The following is a 17,098-nucleotide window of genomic DNA, read 5'->3' on the forward strand; positions in this document are numbered from 1 at the left end:
TGGTAGTATAAATTAACTAATCAAACTTATAGAAAATGGCAAATACAGGAAACACACTTTTAGCTTTAATAACAGGAGCAGCGATTGGAGCAGGAGTTGGACTTTTATACGCTCCAGATAAAGGAGAAAACACAAGAAAGAAATTAAATAAAGAAGCTAAAAAAGCGAAAACTAAATTAGATAAGCAGGTTAACGAAACGAGTAAACACTTAACGGAATCTGCAAAAAAAGCTAAATATAGTTTTGAGTCTAAGTTGGATGAAACTTTATCATCTGCGAGTTATAAAGCCGATGATATTTTGTCTGCGATGGAACATAAATTGGAAGAACTAAGAGCAAAAAATGCTAAATTTCATGCAGAGTCTAAGGTAGATGAGTTGAAAAATAAAGCGAAAAATGCAACTTCTTAAAATATGTCCATTAATAACCTAACTAACCATATTGATGAACTTAGCGATAATATTCAAGCGTATATAAACAGTACGCTTGAATATTATAAATTAGACGCCTTTAAAAAAGTAACTAGAGGATCATCAATTATTATTAGGCTTTTAATTATAGGAAGTGTTTTTCTTCTCTTTTTAGGCTTCATTTCTGTAGGTTTTTCAATACTTATTGGAGAAAGTATAGGACAGCTTAGTTATGGTTTCTTTATCGTAGGTGGTGTATATTTTTTGATATTTATTTTACTACTACTTTACGGAAAGAACCTTTTTAATAAATTGATTTTAGAAAAAGCTTCTAAGATTGTATTTAATGAAAGCACCTTAAAAGATGTAGTAGACGAACCTTTAGAAAGTGAACTCCACAAAAGTTAGTATATGAAAGTTTATAGTTCTTACGATGAAATAAATCATGATTTGAAGATTTTAAAACTTCAAAGTCAGATTAATAAGGAGAAATTAAAGATCAATGCAGAAGAAATTAAGGAAGATTTATCTCCAGTTTCCATCATTACTGGGTTAGCTACATCAATAGCAAAAAAAGCATTTATACTTAAAATTGTAAGTAAAATTATAGGATCTAGAAGATAACAGAATATAATGTGACAAAAAAATCCTGAGTGAAAACTCAGGATTTTTTGTTTTAAAATTCAAAGTTCGTCTAAAATTCTAAATCATTATTATCATTAGAGTTTCGGTTATCTTTATTCTTCTTGTTTACAATTCCTTTAGCTTTATTTTGTTCTTTCATCTTTTCTCCAATTTGATTGGAAGCGGTAAATGAAGCAATCATATTGTTTAACATATCACTACCCGCTTGTGGAGAGTTTGGTAATAAAATTAAATTGGTATCAGTTTCACTACCAATAGACTGCAAAGTATCATAATGTTGAGTCACAACGATCAGTGCCGATGCTTCTTGTGAATTAATTCCTACATTGTTAAGTACATCTACAGATTCTTCTAAACCACGAGCAATTTCTCTACGCTGGTCTGCAATACCTTGTCCTTGTAAACGTTTACTTTCCGCTTCTGCTCTAGCTTTAGCTACAATTTTAATTCGGTCTGCTTCTGCCTCATACTCCGCCGCTACTTTTTCTCTTTCAGAAGCGTTAATACGGTTCATAGCTTCTTTTACTTTTACATCAGGATCAATATCAGTAACTAATGTTTTGATAATATCATATCCATAATCCATCATGGCATCATTAAGTTCTTCTTTTACAGCGATAGCAATATCATCTTTACGCTCAAAAACATCATCTAACTTCATTTTAGGCACCTCTGCACGTACAACATCAAAAACATAAGAAGTAATCTGATTTTGCGGATTTTCAAGCTTGTAGAATGCGTCATAAACCTTATCTCGAATTACTTGAAATTGTACAGATATTTTCAAGTGAACGAAAACATCATCTTTAGTTTTAGTTTCTACAATAACATCTAATTGCTGAATTTTTAAGTTAACTCTCCCAGCAATTTTATCAATGATCGGTATCTTAAATTGTAAACCTGAATTTCTAATACTTAAGAATCTCCCAAAGCGTTCAACCACAGCAGCAGTTTGTTGTTTTACCGTAAATATTCCGGTAATGATGATGATTAAACCAAAAAAGATGGCAAAACCCAATAAAAATGGTCCCATAAATAAATTTGAATTAAATTAGCATTTAAATATAATTGTTAAATTTTTAACTTTCCTCTAATGATTCAATTTTTTAAGTTTTTTTCTTTATTTGTTATACTTTTATTCGGTTTTTCTGCCCAAGCTCAATACCGATCTCAATACAATTATATAGGAATTCATGGTGGCGTAAGTTCTTTTAATATTCTTACCGACAATTTTAATACAACTCCACAAACTGGTTTTACAGGAGGTTTTTCTGTAAGAGGAGGAATTATGAATAGTTTTGATATGGTTTACGGAATTGATTTCTATAGTCAAAAATTTGGGATAGATGCGAGAGAGACCATTCTATCCAATACAAGCGAAGTAGATATGAGTATGCTTGCCGTACAAGTAAAACTTTTAGGAAGTTTGGTTTTAATCCACAAACATTTGAGTTTAGAATTAGGACCAGCACTTCAATTAAACAGTAAATTGAATTATGATGATAGAAATGAAAATTATATTATAGATGGTTACAACACCTTACAAATAAAAGACATTGAAGAAGTTTCTACCATCAATTTTAATGTAATCGCTGGTGCTACAGCTGGTTTTGAACATTTTAGAGTATTTGCTCGCTATCAATACGGAGTTAATAATTTTTTTAAACCTTTAAATGATGAAACTTTAGAAAATAATGAAGAAGAATTTAAAGGAAATATAAGTATGTTAGAAGCTGGTTTAACGATCTATTTTTAATAGCTATAGTGACCAATTATTTTAAAGTTGAAAAGGCAATCTTCTAATACTTGGCCCGCACCAATGTTATGCACAATTTTATATCTTTTACCATCGATAGATTTCTTATGTGTGACCATCCCAATATGTGTCTTACCGCCTCCCAAACTCCAACAGACAATATCTCCAGGTAAATAGTCATTAGGGTTTTGTGTAATAGGTTTTTCTGTTCCCTTTCGTTTGAAAAACACCATTAAATTGGGTACTCTTCTGTGATCTATGTTGGTATCGGTAGTTTTGAGTCCCCAAAAATTTGGATACTTATCAAAATGAGCTTTCATATCGTGATGAACCAACTCTTGTAAATCAATGTCCAATTTTCGGTAGGTTCTTATCACTACATCGGTGCAAACTCCTTTATTTGAAGGTACATCTCCGTTAGGATAATTTATAGAAAAATAACTAGGATCGTAAGTAACGTTTTGTTTTGTAAGCGCTAAAGCGGAATTAGACAGTTGTTGCGCTTTAGAGGAGGACTGCGAAAAGCTTGAAGCAGAAACAAATAATAAGAGATAAAAAAATATTCCTTTCATGACGAGATTTTTAAATGATAACTCCATTCACGAAAGGAATATTGTAGAAATTTTATGCTTGTGCTATAGCAGACTCCATTCTTTTAATAGTTTCTTCTTTTCCTATAGAAGAAATAATATGAAATAAATCTGGTCCTTTCATCGCACCTACGATAGAAAGTCTTAAAGGTTGCATGACCTTACCAAACCCTATTTCTTGTGAAGTAATCCACGATTTTATTTGATCCTGAGTATTTTCTTGAGAAAAATCTTCAATTTTTTGAATCTCTTCAATCACCTGCCTCATAATACTAGATGTATCGTCTTTCCAAGCTTTTTTAAAGCCTTTAGCATCTAATTCTGCTGGAGCTTCAAAATAAAAACTACTCAAATCCCAAAAATCGCTTATAAATGTTGCTCTTTCTTTAATGGTAGCTACCACTTCTTTTACATATTCTTGAGAAGGTGCAAACCCTTTTTCTTTAAGAATTTCATTATATTCAGTAGCTAGAGCATCATTATTTTCTAATTGTAAATATTGATGTTGAAACCATTTAGTTTTCTCTGGATCAAATTTAGCGCCCGATTTTGACACGTGTCCCAAACTAAAAGCATCTACCAATTCTGCTAAAGAATACATTTCTTTTTCTGAACCTTCTCCTTCATTCCAACCTAAAAATGCAAGCATATTAACTACCGTTTCTGGCAAATAACCATCTTCTCTATACCCTGAAGCGATCTCTCCTGTCTTAGGATCTTTCCATTGTAATGGAAATACAGGGAACCCTAATTTATCGCCATCACGCTTACTTAATTTTCCTTTTCCGGTAGGTTTTAAAATTAAGGGTAGATGAGCAAATTTTGGAGCTTCCCAACCAAATGCTTTATATAATAATACGTGTAAAGGCATAGAAGGCAACCATTCTTCTCCACGAATTACGTGAGATATTTCCATCAAATGGTCATCTACAATATTCGCTAAGTGATACGTAGGCATGCCGTCACTTTTAAAAAGCACCTTATCGTCTAAAACATTCGTATCTATTTGAATGTCACCTCTAATTTCATCATACATGTGTAAGCTTTCATCTTGAGGTGATTTAAAACGAATTACGTAGGCTTCTCCTGCATCAATCTTTTGCTGAACTTCTTCCGCGCTAAGCGAAAGAGAATTATTTAGTTTTAATCTATTGTGCCAATTGTAAATAAATGTTTTTCCATTGGCTTCGTGATCTTTTCTATGTGCGCCTAACTCTTCTGCAGTATCAAACGCATAGTAAGCGTGTCCATTATCTATAAGCTGTTGAGCATATTGGTGATACAAATCTTTACGTTCACTTTGGCGATAAGGTCCGCAGTCTTTCTCTTTTCCTGGTCCTTCATCGTAAGGAATATTGCACCAGTTTAAAGCTTCTTTAATATAATCTTCTGCGCCTTCTACATAACGAGTTTGATCTGTATCTTCTATACGTAAGACAAAATCACCATCATGTTTTTTTGCAAATAAATAGTTGAAAAGGGCAGTTCTAACACCACCAATATGTAAAGGTCCTGTAGGACTAGGAGCAAATCGTACTCTTATTTTTTGTGCCATGAAATTATTTTTTGGCAAATATACCATGTTCTTAAGAAGTAAACGAATAGAGTATAGATCGTATTTAAGCATTTGTGTTAGTTACTAATCTAACATTGGGATAATGACTATTTAATATATGATATAAGCGTTTAAATATTTAAATCTCAATTATCGAGTAAATTATGTACTTTTATAGGTTAGAGAAGAAGAGGAGCAACTTTATGAGCAATTACCAAGAAATACATCACAAGCTAGAAGGTTTTATTAAAAAGTTTTATATCAATGAACTTTTAAAAGGTGCCATTTTATTTTTTGCGATCGGTTTCTTATACTTTCTCATCATTGTTTTTTTAGAATATTTTTTATGGTTTAGTTCTCTGGGGAGAAGTATTCTATTTTGGATTTTCGTTGGGGTAGAAGTTGGTCTATTTGTAAAATTTATTATCATTCCTATTACCAAACTTTTTAAACTTTCAGGAGGAATAAGTCACGAAGAAGCATCTTATATGATTGGGAAACATTTTCCCCAAGTAGATGATAAGCTTTTAAATGTATTGCAATTACAAAAAGGGAAACAAGCTCAAGACTCAGATCTTTTATTGGCAAGTATTGAGCAAAAATCTAAAGAATTACAACCTGTTCCTTTTTCTACGGCAATTAACTTTAAGCACAACTTAAGTTATTTAAAGTATGCCGTAATTCCATTAGCCATTTTCTTGGCTATTTATATTTCTGGGAACGAACAATTATTTACAGATAGTTATGCGCGAGTGGTAAATTATGAAACAGAATATGAACCACCAGCGCCATTTTATTTTAAGATAGATGAAAGTAAACTTCAAGTAAAGGAGAATGATGAAGTGACGCTAAAAATCTCTACGGAAGGAAAACTAATTCCGGAAACGGCGAAAATTCATATCAACGATAAAGAATTTATATTAAAACAAATAACTCATGGCGTTTTTGAATATACGTTTACACGGATTAAAAAGAATACTCAATTTTATTTGAGTTCTAATAAAGTTACCTCTCGACCTTATGAAATTGAGGTTACTCAAGTCCCAACGCTTGTAGATTTTAAAATGTATTTAGATTATCCTTCGTACATCAATCAAACTGATGAAGTAATCGAGGGAACTGGAAATGCAACTATTCCTGAAGGAACAAAAGTGAGATGGCAATTAATGACCAATGCTACCGATGAGGTTCAACTAAATTTAGCCGATAGTTTGTATAAGTTTACTAAACAAAAAAACGAATTTTCATTAAAAAAAAGTATTTACAATTCTCTAGATTACGCGGTAGTGACTAGTAATAAAGCATTAAAAGATTACGAAAAATTGTACTATTCATTAAAGGTGATTAAAGATGAATTCCCAACCATAGAAGTAAAGAAGAAGGAAGATTCTACTAACATCGATATTCATTATTTTAAGGGAACAATAACCGATGATCATGCCATTACCAATTTACAAATTGTGTATTATCCTATTCGTGATCGTGAAAATATAGAAACAAAAAAACTTCCGTTTAACGGAAAAGATTACGCCGAATTTTACTATCAATTTCCTAATGATTTAGAATTGGAAAAAGGTATTCCTTATGAGTTTTATTTTCAAGTAACTGATAATGATGCAGTTCATAACTATAAATCTAAAAAAAGTGAAGTTTTTGGTTATCAGTTACTTACCGATAAAGAAGAAAAAGAAAAAAACTTAAACAATCAAGAAAATGCAATTGAAGGTATGAGTGAATCTCTTAAAGAAATGAAAGAGAGTAATGAACAAATAAAACAGTTAGACCAATCTCAACGTGAGAAGAAACAACTGAATTATCAAGACAAAGAAAAGCTAAAAAACTTTACGGAAAGACAACGTCGACAAGATGAGTTGATGAAATCTTACACCGAAAAGATGAAGCAAAATCTACAAGAATTAAAAACCAACGATCCATTTAAAAAGGAACTCGAACAACGCATAGAAAAAAGTCAGCAAGAAATTGAAAAGGACAATAAGCTGTTGGAAGAGTTAGAAAAATATCAAGAAAAGTTAGATAAAGAAAATTTGCACAAGCAAATGGAAGAATTATCTAAACGAAATACAACTCAGCAAAAATCTTTAGAGCAATTGTTGGAGTTAACGAAACGTTATTATGTAGAACAAAAAGCAGAGAAGATAGCGTCAGATTTAGAAGAATTAGCCAAAGAACAAGAGAAATTAAGTTTGCAGGAAGAAGAAAATACCGCTAAAGCTCAAGAAGAATTGAACAAAGATTTTGAAGATATTCAAAAAGAAATGGATGAGCTTGAAAAGGAAAATGAGCAGCTTAAAGAGCCTATGGATATGCCAAGGGAAGAATCTCAAGAAGATGCCATAAAAAAAGATCAGAAAGGAGCGAAAGAAGACTTAGAAAATAATGAGAGTGAAGAGAATTCTTCTTCATCACCACAAAAAAAATCTGCACAACAAAAGCAACAGTCTGCCGCTGAAAAGATGCAGCAGATGTCAAAAAAAATGCAATCTATGATGGCTCAATCAGGAGCTGATCAAATGCAAGAAGACGCCGAAATGTTACGTCAGATTTTAGATAACCTAATCACTTTTTCTTTCGAACAAGAAGATCTTATGCTCCAATTTGAAAGGCTAAATGATAATAGTCCGCGTTATGTACAAAATCTCAAACAACAGCAAAGCTTAAAAGAAAACTTTAAGCACGTAGATGATAGTTTGTTTGCTTTGGCTTCTAGAAACCCTATGATATCTGAAAATATAACATCAGTAATTACAGATATTAATTTTAATATTGATAAATCCTTAGAACGTTTTGCAGAAAATCAATTATTAAGAGGAGTCGCCAGTCAACAATACGTTTTTAAGGGTGCAAATGATTTAGCCAATATGCTGAATGAAAGTTTAGACCAAATGCAGATGCAAATGAATGCAAAAGGAAAAGGACAAGGTTCTAGCGGAAAGGGTAAAGAAGGAGAAGGACAAGGATCAGGTTTTCAATTAAAAGATATTATTAAGAAACAAGGAGAGCTAGGAGAGAAAGCTGGAGAAAAAGGAAAAAAACCTAGAGAGGGACAAAAGAAGGGTGATTCACCAAACGGTAAAAAACCTGGGGATGGCCAAGAAGGAAAAGATGGTGATAAGGGACAAAAGTCTGGGGAAGGTAAACCTGGTAGTCAAGGTAATAATGGAGAGAGTGGAGGAGATGGTGATTCAGAAAAAATGAGTAAAGAGCTTTTTGAAATATTTAAAGAGCAACAATCTTTGAGGATGCAATTAAATGATATTATCCAACAACAAGGTTTAGGAAAAAAAGCTCAGCAATTGTCCCGTGCGATGGAACAGATAGAAGATGAATTGCTAACCAAAGGTGTTACCCAAAATACTGGTAGTAAAATGAAGAATATTGAGCACCGCCTATTAGAAATGGAAAAAGCTTTAATACAACAAGGAGAAGAACAAAAGAGAACTTCTCAAAGCAATGAAAAAAAATATTCTAATGAAGCTAACCGTTTAAAAACAAAGGCTAAAGATTATTTTAATACTACTGAAATATTAAATAGACAAGCCTTACCTTTGCAAAAAAATTATCAGGAGATAGTTAAAGAATATTTTACACAAGAATAATGATTCAATTTTTTAGTGAAAATGATTTTACTTTAGAGAATAAATCCACCTATGAAGAGTGGATTTCTTCTATTATAAATTCAGAAGGTCATTCTGAAGGTGAGATTAATTATATTTTTTGTGATGATGATTATTTGCTTAACTTAAATAATGATTTTTTAAATCACGATACGTTAACCGATATTATAACATTCAATTACAATATGGGTAAACAGGTAAATAGTGATATTTATATATCTACTGAAAGAGTGAGAGATAATGCTCAAGATTTTGATGTAAGTTTTGAAACTGAACTTCGACGGGTAATGTGTCATGGTGTTTTACATCTTTGTGGTTTTAATGATAAAACCGACGAAGAACAAGCGCTAATGACAGAGAAAGAAAATGAAAAAATGAAAATGTTCCACGTGGAACAATAGAAGGTGATTTTATGTTTTTAGATGAATATGACGTAATAGTTGTTGGTGGTGGTCACGCCGGTAGTGAAGCAGCTGCTTCTGCTGCAAATATGGGTAGTAAGACTTTATTGATTACTATGAGCCTTCAAAATATTGCACAAATGTCTTGTAATCCTGCAATGGGAGGTATCGCAAAAGGACAAATCGTTCGCGAAATTGATGCATTAGGAGGTTATAGCGGTATCGTTAGCGATACCAGTGCTATACAATTCAAAATGCTTAATAAAAGTAAGGGACCTGCTATGTGGAGTCCTAGAGTGCAGAGTGATCGAATGCGTTTTGCAGAAGACTGGAGGTTGATGCTGGAAAAAACTAAAAATCTTGATTTTTATCAAGAAATGGTTTCAGGATTAATTATAGAAGGTGAAGAAATTAAGGGGGTGAAAACTTCTTTAGGAATTGAAATTAAAGCCAAATCTGTAATTCTTACTAATGGAACTTTCCTTAACGGATTAATTCACATTGGGGATAAAAATTTTGGTGGAGGTAGAGCAGGTGAAAGAGCTGCAACAGGAATTACTGCAGATCTTGTTGAACTAGGTTTTGAATCTGGTAGAATGAAAACGGGTACACCTCCAAGAGTTGATGGTCGTTCTTTAGATTTCTCTAAAATGATTGAACAACCAGGAGATGAAGTACCGGCTAAATTTTCTTATTTAGATATCACACAGCCTTTAAAGAATCAACGTTCTTGTCATATGACATACACTTCTACTCAAGTGCATGATCTTTTACGTGAAGGCTTTGACCGTTCTCCAATGTTTAATGGTAGAATTGAAAGTGTCGGGCCAAGATATTGTCCGAGTATAGAAGATAAAATTAACCGATTTGCAGATAAAGATCGTCATCAATTGTTTGTAGAGCCAGAAGGATGGAATACCGTAGAATATTATGTTAATGGTTTTTCTACTAGTTTACCAGAAGATGTTCAATACAAAGCTCTAAAATCTGTAGCAGGTTTTGAAAACGTTAAATTCTTTAGACCTGGCTATGCGATAGAATATGATTATTTTCCACCAACACAGCTCAAACATACCTTAGAAACCAAATTGGTTAAAGGGCTTTATTTTGCGGGTCAAATTAACGGAACTACTGGTTATGAAGAAGCGGCTTCTCAAGGGTTAATGGCAGGAATAAACGCCGCTTTAAAAGTTCAAGAAAGAGAAGAATTTATATTAAAAAGAGATGAAGCATATATAGGGGTTCTTATAGACGATCTAATTACAAAAGGTACAGAAGAGCCATATAGAATGTTTACCTCTCGTGCAGAGTATCGTACGTTGTTAAGACAAGATAATGCAGATTTCCGTTTAACGGAGAAAAGCTATAATATTGGTTTAGCCTCAGAGAAAAGATTAAAAAGAATGCATGAGAAAAAAGAGGCCTCACAAAATTTCGTGAACTTCTTTAAAGAAACAAGCGTTTCTCCCGAAGAAGCAAACCCTGTTTTAGAAGAAAACAATTCTGCTTCAGTAAAACAAAGCGGCAAAATGTTTAAACTTTTTGCAAGACCTAATATAGCTATGCAAGATGTTAGAAAATTTGTTGCTGTAGAAAATTACGTGCAAAAGCATCAATTAGATGAAGAGGTTTTAGAACAAGCTGAAATACAAGTTAAATATTCGGGTTATATTGATAAGGAAAAAAATAACGCTGATAAACTTCAACGTTTAGAAAATTTAAAAATTCCTGCAAATTTTGATTATTCTCCTATCCAATCGATGTCTTTAGAAGCTAGGGAAAAATTAAATAAAATACAGCCTACTACGGTTTCACAAGCTTCTCGTGTAAGTGGAGTAAGTCCGGCAGATATTTCAGTTTTATTGGTGTATTTAGGAAGATAAATTTTAAATGTTCCACGTGGAACATTTCAATTGATGAGAAAAATTTTCGTTTTAATTTTAATTTCATTTTTGTTTCAATCTTGTTTTTATATTCATAAAGCAAGAGATATAGAAGTTTATGAATTAGACCAAATAAAAAACGAAAATAGTTCGATATTTGTTTTTGAATACACAGGAAATAGAACAAATTTTGAAAAAAAATCTAAGTCTTTTTTCAAAATTAAGACCTCTTACATGCCTCAATATTTTACGACAGATCAGCTTTTTCCTGATGAGAATTTAAACGTTTTTATTTACAGTAGTAGAGATAAAGATGTCATGGTTAATTTGCTTGGGTTTATAATAAAAGAATCTTTAAAAAGCGATGATGAAAATTTGAATAGGAAAAACGAAGACCCTCATCCAGATACCACGTATTACAATTATCTTCACGTTCAAGTAACCGATGATAATGGTAAAGATGTTTTATCACCTCCTTCTATGAAAAGTAAAGCTATTATTAATAAACTTCTTCGTTATAAAAATTATCTAAATTAATCCATGGAAAAAACGACTGAGGTTTATCTATCTTGTAAAGATTATACTGTTTCTCAACAAGAGTTTCAATTAGTTTGGAATGCGGAAAAGGATATTTTAATAACTCATCCGCAACCTTCTTTAGAAGAACTTCCTTCATATTATAAAAGTGAAGATTATATTTCGCATACAGATTCTTCAAAAAGTCTATTTGATAAAGCGTATCAATCTGTAAAAAAAATGATGCTTGCGCAGAAGCTAAAATTGATCAATTCATTTGCTACAGAAGAAAAAACAATCTTAGATATTGGTGCAGGGACAGGAGATTTTTTACAATATATTTCTAAGCATAATTGGAAGGTAAGTGGAGTAGAACCAAACGAAAAAGCAAGAAACTTAGCCAAAAGCAAAAATCTAAATTTATTAAGAGATCTATCAAGTTTCAATAATGAAAAGTTTGATGTCATTACACTTTGGCATGTATTAGAACATATTCCAAATCTAAAAGAACAAATTGAACAGTTTCATCATTTATTAAAGCCAAACGGAGTTTTAGTAATTGCTGTTCCTAATTTTGAAAGCTACGATGCAAAATACTATAAGGAGTATTGGGCAGCCTATGATGTACCAAGACATTTATGGCATTTTTCAAAACAAGGAATTAAAAGTTTATTTACTAAATATAATTTTGTTCAAAAATCAATTCATCCACTTTGGTTTGATTCTTTTTATGTAAGTTTATTATCTGAAAAATATAAAAATAAGTCTCCAAATTATTTCAAAGCATTTAAAGTGGGTTTAAAGAGTAATTTCAAAGCTAAAACCACTCAAAACTATTCTTCTCATATCTATACCTTTCAAAAAGCCAAATAAGCCGCTCTAAGAGCGGTTCATGTAGTAATATAACAACTTAGTGTTTAAATTTAAATAAAACGTTTAAATAGCATTATATTTACTAATTATATATAGATAATATCTATAGAAATGTATTTTGTGATTGATTTTAAATATATGTCTATTTTAATCAGATTTTTATAGAATACTTATTACTTTAGCAAAAAATTTTAATAAAATGAAAATGAAGAAAGTCATCCTTTTAGTTTTTGGTGCGGTAGTATTATCTTCTTGTAATCAAGAAAAAACTGCTTATGTAGATAATACACAATTGATTCAAGATTTTAAAGAAATGAAATCTACTGAAGCAAAATTTACCAAAAAGTCTGAAAAGCTTAAAAAAGAATTAGATTCTGTAGCTCAACAATTTCAATTAGAAGTACAGCAGTATCAACAAAAATCTGCTTCGTTATCATCTGCAGAAAAGCAAGAAAAAGAATCTATGCTTATGCAAAAACAACAGCAGTTACAACGTCAGCAACAAATGCAAAGCAATCAATTGAGAGAGGAAAGCGACGTGGTAATTGACTCATTGATTACTAAAGTAAAAGATTTTGTGGCAGACTATGGAGAGAAAAATGGATATACTTACATTTTTGGTTCTAACGAGTCAGCTAACATTATGTATGCAAAAGAAGGTAGAGATATTACCGAAGAAGTTTTGAAAGCATTAAATGAAAGTGCAAAATAAACTGAATCTTATTATAAAAAAAAAGCCTGCTATTTAGCAGGCTTTTTTTGTTTGTATTTTAAATACTTATTCTTTTTGATGTAACAAACGAGTAAGTTTTATAGATAAATCTGCCAAAGTAATTTTAGAATTTACATTGCGTTCTATATGATAGATAGCCTTTTCTACCTCTTCAGTAATTTGCAAAATATTATTACTATGTATAAACGGAGCGAATTTTTTAAGCTCAAACCCGGGAGTTTCTGGCTCTAAATAAACTAGAGATTGACTGTTATAATTGTACAGTAAAGCTTGTCTAAAAAAATCGAGGCAATAGTGTAAAAATTTCTTTTGGGTTTCTCTTCCTGTAGCAGCAATATCTTCGCTCCACTGTAAAATATCTTTAATGGCAGCTTTATTACCTTTTGCTCTAAACGCAGATCTTACCCAAGTGATAAACCAACTTTCAAATAAGTCTTCACTCTCGTGATGCTCTAGCATATGCAATGCTAACGTATAACTTCCGTCAGATTTGTGCGCTATTTTTATCGCTTCTGCGGAAGCGACCCCCTTTTCTTCTAATGCTTTTGCAATAACGCTTTCCCCTAACGGAGGAAAATGTAAAGCCTGGCAACGCGAACGGATAGTTTGTAAAATTTGCTCTTCATTTTCTGTAACTAAAATGAAAATGGTTTTCTCTGGCGGTTCTTCAATCAGTTTTAATAATTTGTTAGAGGCAGAAGTGTTTAGTTTATCGGCTTCCCAAATAATCATCACCTTGTAACCTCCTTCATAAGATTTTAAACTTAGAGTCTTAAGAATATTTTGAGCATCTCTAACACTAATATTTCCTTGTTTGTTTTCTATTCCTAGGGTTTGATACCAATCAAATACACTTCCGTAAGGAAAAGATAGAGCAAACTCTCGCCACTCGGCAGTAAAATCTTCGGCAGCAGCGTTCTTTTTAACTTTATCATTGTTTGCAACAGGATAAGTAAAATGTAAATCTGGATGAGCAAGTTTGTTAAACGCAAGATTACAAGCCTCTTTTCTATCGCTGTCATTGCACAATAAATACCTTGCATAAGCAATGGCAGTAGGCAAAGTTCCGCTCCCGTTTTTACCTACAAAAAGTTGAGCATGGGGTATTCTTCCGCTATCTATACTCGTGGTAAGATGCTTCTTAATGTGGTCTAAACCTAAAATTTCTGAAAACAACATAGGAAGACGAAATTAACTAAATTTTAATTTATTTTACCGCTTGATGCACTCAAATGTGATAATTATTTAACTTTGAAAAAAACTTTTCATGAAAACACTTAACGATTTCAATTTTAAAGATAAAAAAGCTCTTATTCGCGTAGATTTTAATGTACCCTTAAACGATAATTTTGAGGTAACCGATGCGACTAGAATACAATCGGCTAAAGAAACCATTACTAAAGTTTTAGAAGACGGCGGTAGCGTAGTGCTTATGTCACATTTGGGCAGACCTTCAGGAAAAGAAGAAAAATACTCTCTAAAACATATTGTAGATAAAGTTACTGAAGTAATTGGAGTGCAAATAAAATTTGTTGATGACTGCGTTGGGAAAGATGCTCTAGAAGCTTCTAAAAATTTACAAAACGGGGAAGTGTTGTTGTTAGAAAACTTAAGGTTTCATGAGGAGGAGAAAAAAGGAAATGACGCTTTCGCGGAACAACTAGCTCAACATGGTGATATTTATGTAAACGACGCTTTTGGTACTGCACACAGGGCACATGCTTCTACAACTGTAGTGGCTAAATATTTTAAAGATAAATGCTTTGGTACTTTACTGGCTAAGGAAATTGAAAGTATTGATAAAGTATTCAATTCTTCCGAAAAGCCTGTAACCGCAATTTTAGGCGGAGCTAAAGTTTCTTCAAAAATTACGGTTATTGAAAATATTTTAGATAAAATAGACCACCTAATTATAGGTGGAGGAATGACCTTTACTTTCATTAAAGCTCAAGGCGGAAATGTAGGAGATTCACTTGTAGAAGATGATAAATTAGATTTGGCTTTAGAAATTTTAAAACAAGCCAAAGAAAAAAATGTGGAAGTTCACCTACCTGTAGACGCTCTAATCGCTGATGCTTTTTCTAACGATGCAAACATTAAAACAGAAAAAATAAATGAAATCCCTGCCGGATGGATGGGGTTAGATGTAGGAGAAGAAACCAACAAAAACTTCGCTAATGTTATCGCTAAATCTAAAATTATATTGTGGAACGGACCTCTAGGTGTATTTGAAATGCCTAAGTTCTCTACAGGAACGGTTGCTTTAGGAAATGCTATTGCAGAAGCAACAAAAAACGGAGCTTTTTCGTTAGTAGGTGGAGGAGACAGTGTGGCTGCTGTGAAACAATTTGGTTTTGAAAATAAAGTAAGTTATGTTTCTACAGGAGGAGGAGCAATGCTAGAAATGCTAGAAGGAAAATCTTTACCAGGCATTGAAGCTATTAAAGATAATTAAGGAACAATTTTTGATAAAAAACAGAAAACCATTTTTGATGAATAAATTTTTGCCAATTCTATTTTTGCTTACATCGTTAACGGGTTTAGCTCAAGACAAACCCAAAAAGAAAGTAAAAGATACTGTAAGTAAGAGAGAGATTATTGTAATAGATAGTACAAGACAATTGGTAAAAGAGGTAGTGCCAAATTTTTCTGCGGTAACTCCCATGCCAAGTATTGAAAAGGATTCTACGCAAATTTTTCTAGGAGATTATCACGAAGCTAGAAAGATAGATTCTTTATGGAAATCTAAACTTTTAAATTCAGATCTTTATGAAACTATGAGTGAGTCTGTTTTGGTAGCGGGAAGTTTAGATTCGGTTACCTATAAGGAGATTCCTACCGATACCTTAAAAGCAAGGTTAGCCAAGATCAATGCTAAAACGCCATTTAGGGTAGAGTATAACCCATCTTTAGAAAGTGTTATCAATTACTACATTAAAAGAAGGAAAGAGTCGGTAGAAAAGCTGTTATCCTTAAGTCAGTATTATTTTCCTATGTTCGAGGAAAAATTAGATAAGTACGACATTCCTTTAGAAATGAAATATTTAGCCATAGTAGAGTCGGCTTTAAATCCCAGAGCAAAGTCTAGAGTGGGAGCTACAGGTTTATGGCAGTTTATGTTTGCTACGGGGAAAATGCACGGCTTAGATGTGAGTAGCTATGTAGATGAACGTATGGATCCTGTTTTAGCCACCGAAGCTGCTTGCCAGTATTTATCTAATCTTTACGGAACTTTTGGCGATTGGGATTTAGCATTGGCCTCTTACAACTCGGGTCCAGGAAATGTAGCTAAAGCGATAAGAAGAAGCGGAGGAAACAAAGACTATTGGGAGTTAAGAAACTATTTACCAAGAGAAACCGCAGGTTACGTACCAGCTTTTATTGCTACCATGTATTTATTTGAATATGCAGATGAGCACGGTTTTAAACCTTACCGCCCAGAAATTACGTATTTTGAAACCGATACAATTAAGGTTAAAAAACTCATCAAATTTGATCAAATATCAACGGTTACTGGAGTAGATAAAGAGTTGTTGAGTTTCTTAAATCCAAGTTATAAAATAGATATTATTCCTTATATAGATGATGAAGAGTATTACGTAAGACTTCCGTTAAGGGAAGCAGGAGTATTTGTCTCTAATGAAGATCTCATTTATAATTTTGTAGAAGAGCAAATTGCCAAAGAACAAGAAGAAAAAGGATTACCCAACTTAGTTGAAGCAGAAGATAGAATACGTTATAGAGTAAGAAGCGGAGATTATTTAGGAAAAATTGCTGAAAAATACGGGGTGGGAATTAGCAGTATAAAACGCTGGAATGGCTTACGAAGCAATAGCTTAAAAATAGGTCAGCGATTAACAATTTACCCTCGAAAGCCAGTAGCTACAGCGAGTGTAAGTAGTACCAAAAAAGCAAGAACAATTTCTGGCAAAACGTATACTGTAAAACAAGGAGACTCTTTATGGAGTATTTCTAGAAAATTTCCTGGAGTTAGTGTTAAGAATATTCAAAAGTGGAATGATATTAGCGGTAACAAATTAAAACCGGGAATGAAATTAAAAATTTCTAACGGTTAAAAGCAGATATCAAAAATCATAAGCT

At 32.5% G+C, this 17,098-nt stretch carries 16 protein-coding genes; 12 read left to right on the forward strand and 4 right to left on the reverse strand.

Annotation, left to right across the window (positions count from 1 at the left end; all coding sequences use genetic code 11):
- The first annotated feature begins 35 nt into the window (after positions 1-35).
- Genes LX95_RS02550 through LX95_RS02560 form a run of 3 tightly spaced genes read left to right on the forward strand, consistent with a single transcriptional unit; the run spans position 36 to position 1,034 of the window.
- Positions 36-410 carry a YtxH domain-containing protein gene (locus LX95_RS02550; RefSeq protein ID WP_111539844.1) on the forward strand — a complete coding sequence of 125 codons (375 nt, stop codon included), beginning with the start codon at positions 36-38 and terminating at the stop codon, positions 408-410.
- 3 nt (positions 411-413) lie between these two features.
- Positions 414-818 carry a phage holin family protein gene (locus tag LX95_RS02555; RefSeq protein ID WP_111539845.1) on the forward strand — a complete coding sequence of 135 codons (405 nt, stop codon included), beginning with the start codon at positions 414-416 and terminating at the stop codon, positions 816-818.
- A 3-nt stretch (positions 819-821) separates the two neighbouring features.
- The gene (locus tag LX95_RS02560) at positions 822-1,034 is read left to right on the forward strand and encodes a DUF6327 family protein (RefSeq protein ID WP_111539846.1); all 213 of its coding nucleotides are present in this window, start codon (positions 822-824) and stop codon (positions 1,032-1,034) included.
- 70 nt (positions 1,035-1,104) lie between these two features.
- Here the strand turns inward: LX95_RS02560 and LX95_RS02565 are convergent, their stop codons facing one another.
- Positions 1,105-2,088 (reverse strand): SPFH domain-containing protein, encoded by a 984-nt coding sequence (locus LX95_RS02565; protein WP_111539847.1) that lies wholly within the window; start codon positions 2,086-2,088, stop codon positions 1,105-1,107.
- A 60-nt stretch (positions 2,089-2,148) separates the two neighbouring features.
- Here LX95_RS02565 and LX95_RS02570 point away from each other — a divergent pair, with 60 nt between their 5' ends.
- Complete coding sequence (locus LX95_RS02570) at positions 2,149-2,811, forward strand: outer membrane beta-barrel protein (RefSeq protein ID WP_111539848.1); 663 nt, start codon at positions 2,149-2,151, stop codon at positions 2,809-2,811.
- Here LX95_RS02570 and LX95_RS02575 read toward each other — a convergent pair.
- Together LX95_RS02575 and gltX are read right to left on the reverse strand one after the other, a co-directional pair.
- Entirely contained in the window at positions 2,808-3,383 is a 576-nt protein-coding gene (locus tag LX95_RS02575; RefSeq protein ID WP_111539849.1) for a DUF1287 domain-containing protein, read from the reverse strand. The genes LX95_RS02570 and LX95_RS02575 overlap by 4 nt on opposite strands.
- Before the next feature lie 52 nt (positions 3,384-3,435).
- Positions 3,436-4,956, reverse strand: coding sequence for a glutamate--tRNA ligase (gene gltX, locus LX95_RS02580; RefSeq protein ID WP_111539850.1), 1,521 nt, complete (start codon positions 4,954-4,956; stop codon positions 3,436-3,438).
- Positions 4,957-5,159: 203 nt separating this feature from the next.
- Between gltX and LX95_RS02585 the strand changes: the two genes are divergently transcribed.
- The 6 genes from LX95_RS02585 to LX95_RS02610 all read left to right on the forward strand — a co-directional run bounded on the left by LX95_RS02585 (position 5,160) and on the right by LX95_RS02610 (position 12,976).
- Positions 5,160-8,573 (forward strand): coiled-coil domain-containing protein, encoded by a 3,414-nt coding sequence (locus LX95_RS02585; protein WP_111539851.1) that lies wholly within the window; start codon positions 5,160-5,162, stop codon positions 8,571-8,573.
- Positions 8,573-8,992: an rRNA maturation RNase YbeY gene (gene ybeY, locus LX95_RS02590; RefSeq protein WP_111539852.1), complete on the forward strand. Its 420-nt coding sequence runs from the start codon at positions 8,573-8,575 to the stop codon at positions 8,990-8,992. Before LX95_RS02585 ends, ybeY begins: the two co-directional genes overlap by 1 nt.
- Positions 8,993-9,003: 11 nt before the next feature.
- Complete coding sequence (gene mnmG, locus LX95_RS02595; protein ID WP_111539853.1) at positions 9,004-10,875, forward strand: tRNA uridine-5-carboxymethylaminomethyl(34) synthesis enzyme MnmG; 1,872 nt, start codon at positions 9,004-9,006, stop codon at positions 10,873-10,875.
- 33 nt (positions 10,876-10,908) lie between these two features.
- On the forward strand, positions 10,909-11,412 hold the full coding sequence (locus tag LX95_RS02600; RefSeq protein WP_111539854.1) for a hypothetical protein: 504 nt from the start codon (positions 10,909-10,911) through the stop codon (positions 11,410-11,412).
- Between the two features lie 3 nt (positions 11,413-11,415).
- Positions 11,416-12,264: a class I SAM-dependent methyltransferase gene (locus LX95_RS02605; RefSeq protein WP_111539855.1), complete on the forward strand. Its 849-nt coding sequence runs from the start codon at positions 11,416-11,418 to the stop codon at positions 12,262-12,264.
- 199 nt (positions 12,265-12,463) lie between these two features.
- Complete coding sequence (locus LX95_RS02610) at positions 12,464-12,976, forward strand: OmpH family outer membrane protein (protein WP_317047002.1); 513 nt, start codon at positions 12,464-12,466, stop codon at positions 12,974-12,976.
- 66 nt (positions 12,977-13,042) lie between these two features.
- Here the strand turns inward: LX95_RS02610 and LX95_RS02615 are convergent, their stop codons facing one another.
- The gene (locus tag LX95_RS02615) at positions 13,043-14,176 is read right to left on the reverse strand and encodes a DNA polymerase III subunit (protein ID WP_111539856.1); all 1,134 of its coding nucleotides are present in this window, start codon (positions 14,174-14,176) and stop codon (positions 13,043-13,045) included.
- A gap of 88 nt (positions 14,177-14,264) precedes the next feature.
- Here LX95_RS02615 and LX95_RS02620 point away from each other — a divergent pair, with 88 nt between their 5' ends.
- Positions 14,265-15,452 carry a phosphoglycerate kinase gene (locus LX95_RS02620; RefSeq protein WP_111539857.1) on the forward strand — a complete coding sequence of 396 codons (1,188 nt, stop codon included), beginning with the start codon at positions 14,265-14,267 and terminating at the stop codon, positions 15,450-15,452.
- Positions 15,453-15,489: 37 nt separating this feature from the next.
- Positions 15,490-17,073, forward strand: a complete 1,584-nt coding sequence (locus LX95_RS02625; RefSeq protein WP_111539858.1) for a lytic transglycosylase domain-containing protein — start codon at positions 15,490-15,492, stop codon at positions 17,071-17,073.
- The last annotated feature ends 25 nt before the right edge of the window (positions 17,074-17,098 follow it).

The sequence above is a fragment of the Mesonia algae genome, from assembly GCF_003253545.1.
GTDB classification, from domain to species: domain Bacteria; phylum Bacteroidota; class Bacteroidia; order Flavobacteriales; family Flavobacteriaceae; genus Mesonia; species Mesonia algae.

Coding starts and splice junctions, on each gene's coding strand:
- LX95_RS02620 (WP_111539857.1), top strand. CDS start 14,265: ATGAAAACACTTAACGATTTCAATTTTAAAGATAAAAAAGCTCTTATT.
- ybeY (WP_111539852.1), top strand. CDS start 8,573: ATGATTCAATTTTTTAGTGAAAATGATTTTACTTTAGAGAATAAATCC.
- LX95_RS02605 (WP_111539855.1), top strand. CDS start 11,416: ATGGAAAAAACGACTGAGGTTTATCTATCTTGTAAAGATTATACTGTT.
- LX95_RS02610 (WP_317047002.1), top strand. CDS start 12,464: ATGAAAATGAAGAAAGTCATCCTTTTAGTTTTTGGTGCGGTAGTATTA.
- LX95_RS02585 (WP_111539851.1), top strand. CDS start 5,160: ATGAGCAATTACCAAGAAATACATCACAAGCTAGAAGGTTTTATTAAA.
- gltX (WP_111539850.1), bottom strand. CDS start 4,956: ATGGCACAAAAAATAAGAGTACGATTTGCTCCTAGTCCTACAGGACCT.
- LX95_RS02560 (WP_111539846.1), top strand. CDS start 822: ATGAAAGTTTATAGTTCTTACGATGAAATAAATCATGATTTGAAGATT.
- LX95_RS02550 (WP_111539844.1), top strand. CDS start 36: ATGGCAAATACAGGAAACACACTTTTAGCTTTAATAACAGGAGCAGCG.
- LX95_RS02575 (WP_111539849.1), bottom strand. CDS start 3,383: ATGAAAGGAATATTTTTTTATCTCTTATTATTTGTTTCTGCTTCAAGC.
- LX95_RS02625 (WP_111539858.1), top strand. CDS start 15,490: ATGAATAAATTTTTGCCAATTCTATTTTTGCTTACATCGTTAACGGGT.
- mnmG (WP_111539853.1), top strand. CDS start 9,004: ATGTTTTTAGATGAATATGACGTAATAGTTGTTGGTGGTGGTCACGCC.
- LX95_RS02615 (WP_111539856.1), bottom strand. CDS start 14,176: ATGTTGTTTTCAGAAATTTTAGGTTTAGACCACATTAAGAAGCATCTT.
- LX95_RS02570 (WP_111539848.1), top strand. CDS start 2,149: ATGATTCAATTTTTTAAGTTTTTTTCTTTATTTGTTATACTTTTATTC.
- LX95_RS02555 (WP_111539845.1), top strand. CDS start 414: ATGTCCATTAATAACCTAACTAACCATATTGATGAACTTAGCGATAAT.
- LX95_RS02600 (WP_111539854.1), top strand. CDS start 10,909: ATGAGAAAAATTTTCGTTTTAATTTTAATTTCATTTTTGTTTCAATCT.
- LX95_RS02565 (WP_111539847.1), bottom strand. CDS start 2,088: ATGGGACCATTTTTATTGGGTTTTGCCATCTTTTTTGGTTTAATCATC.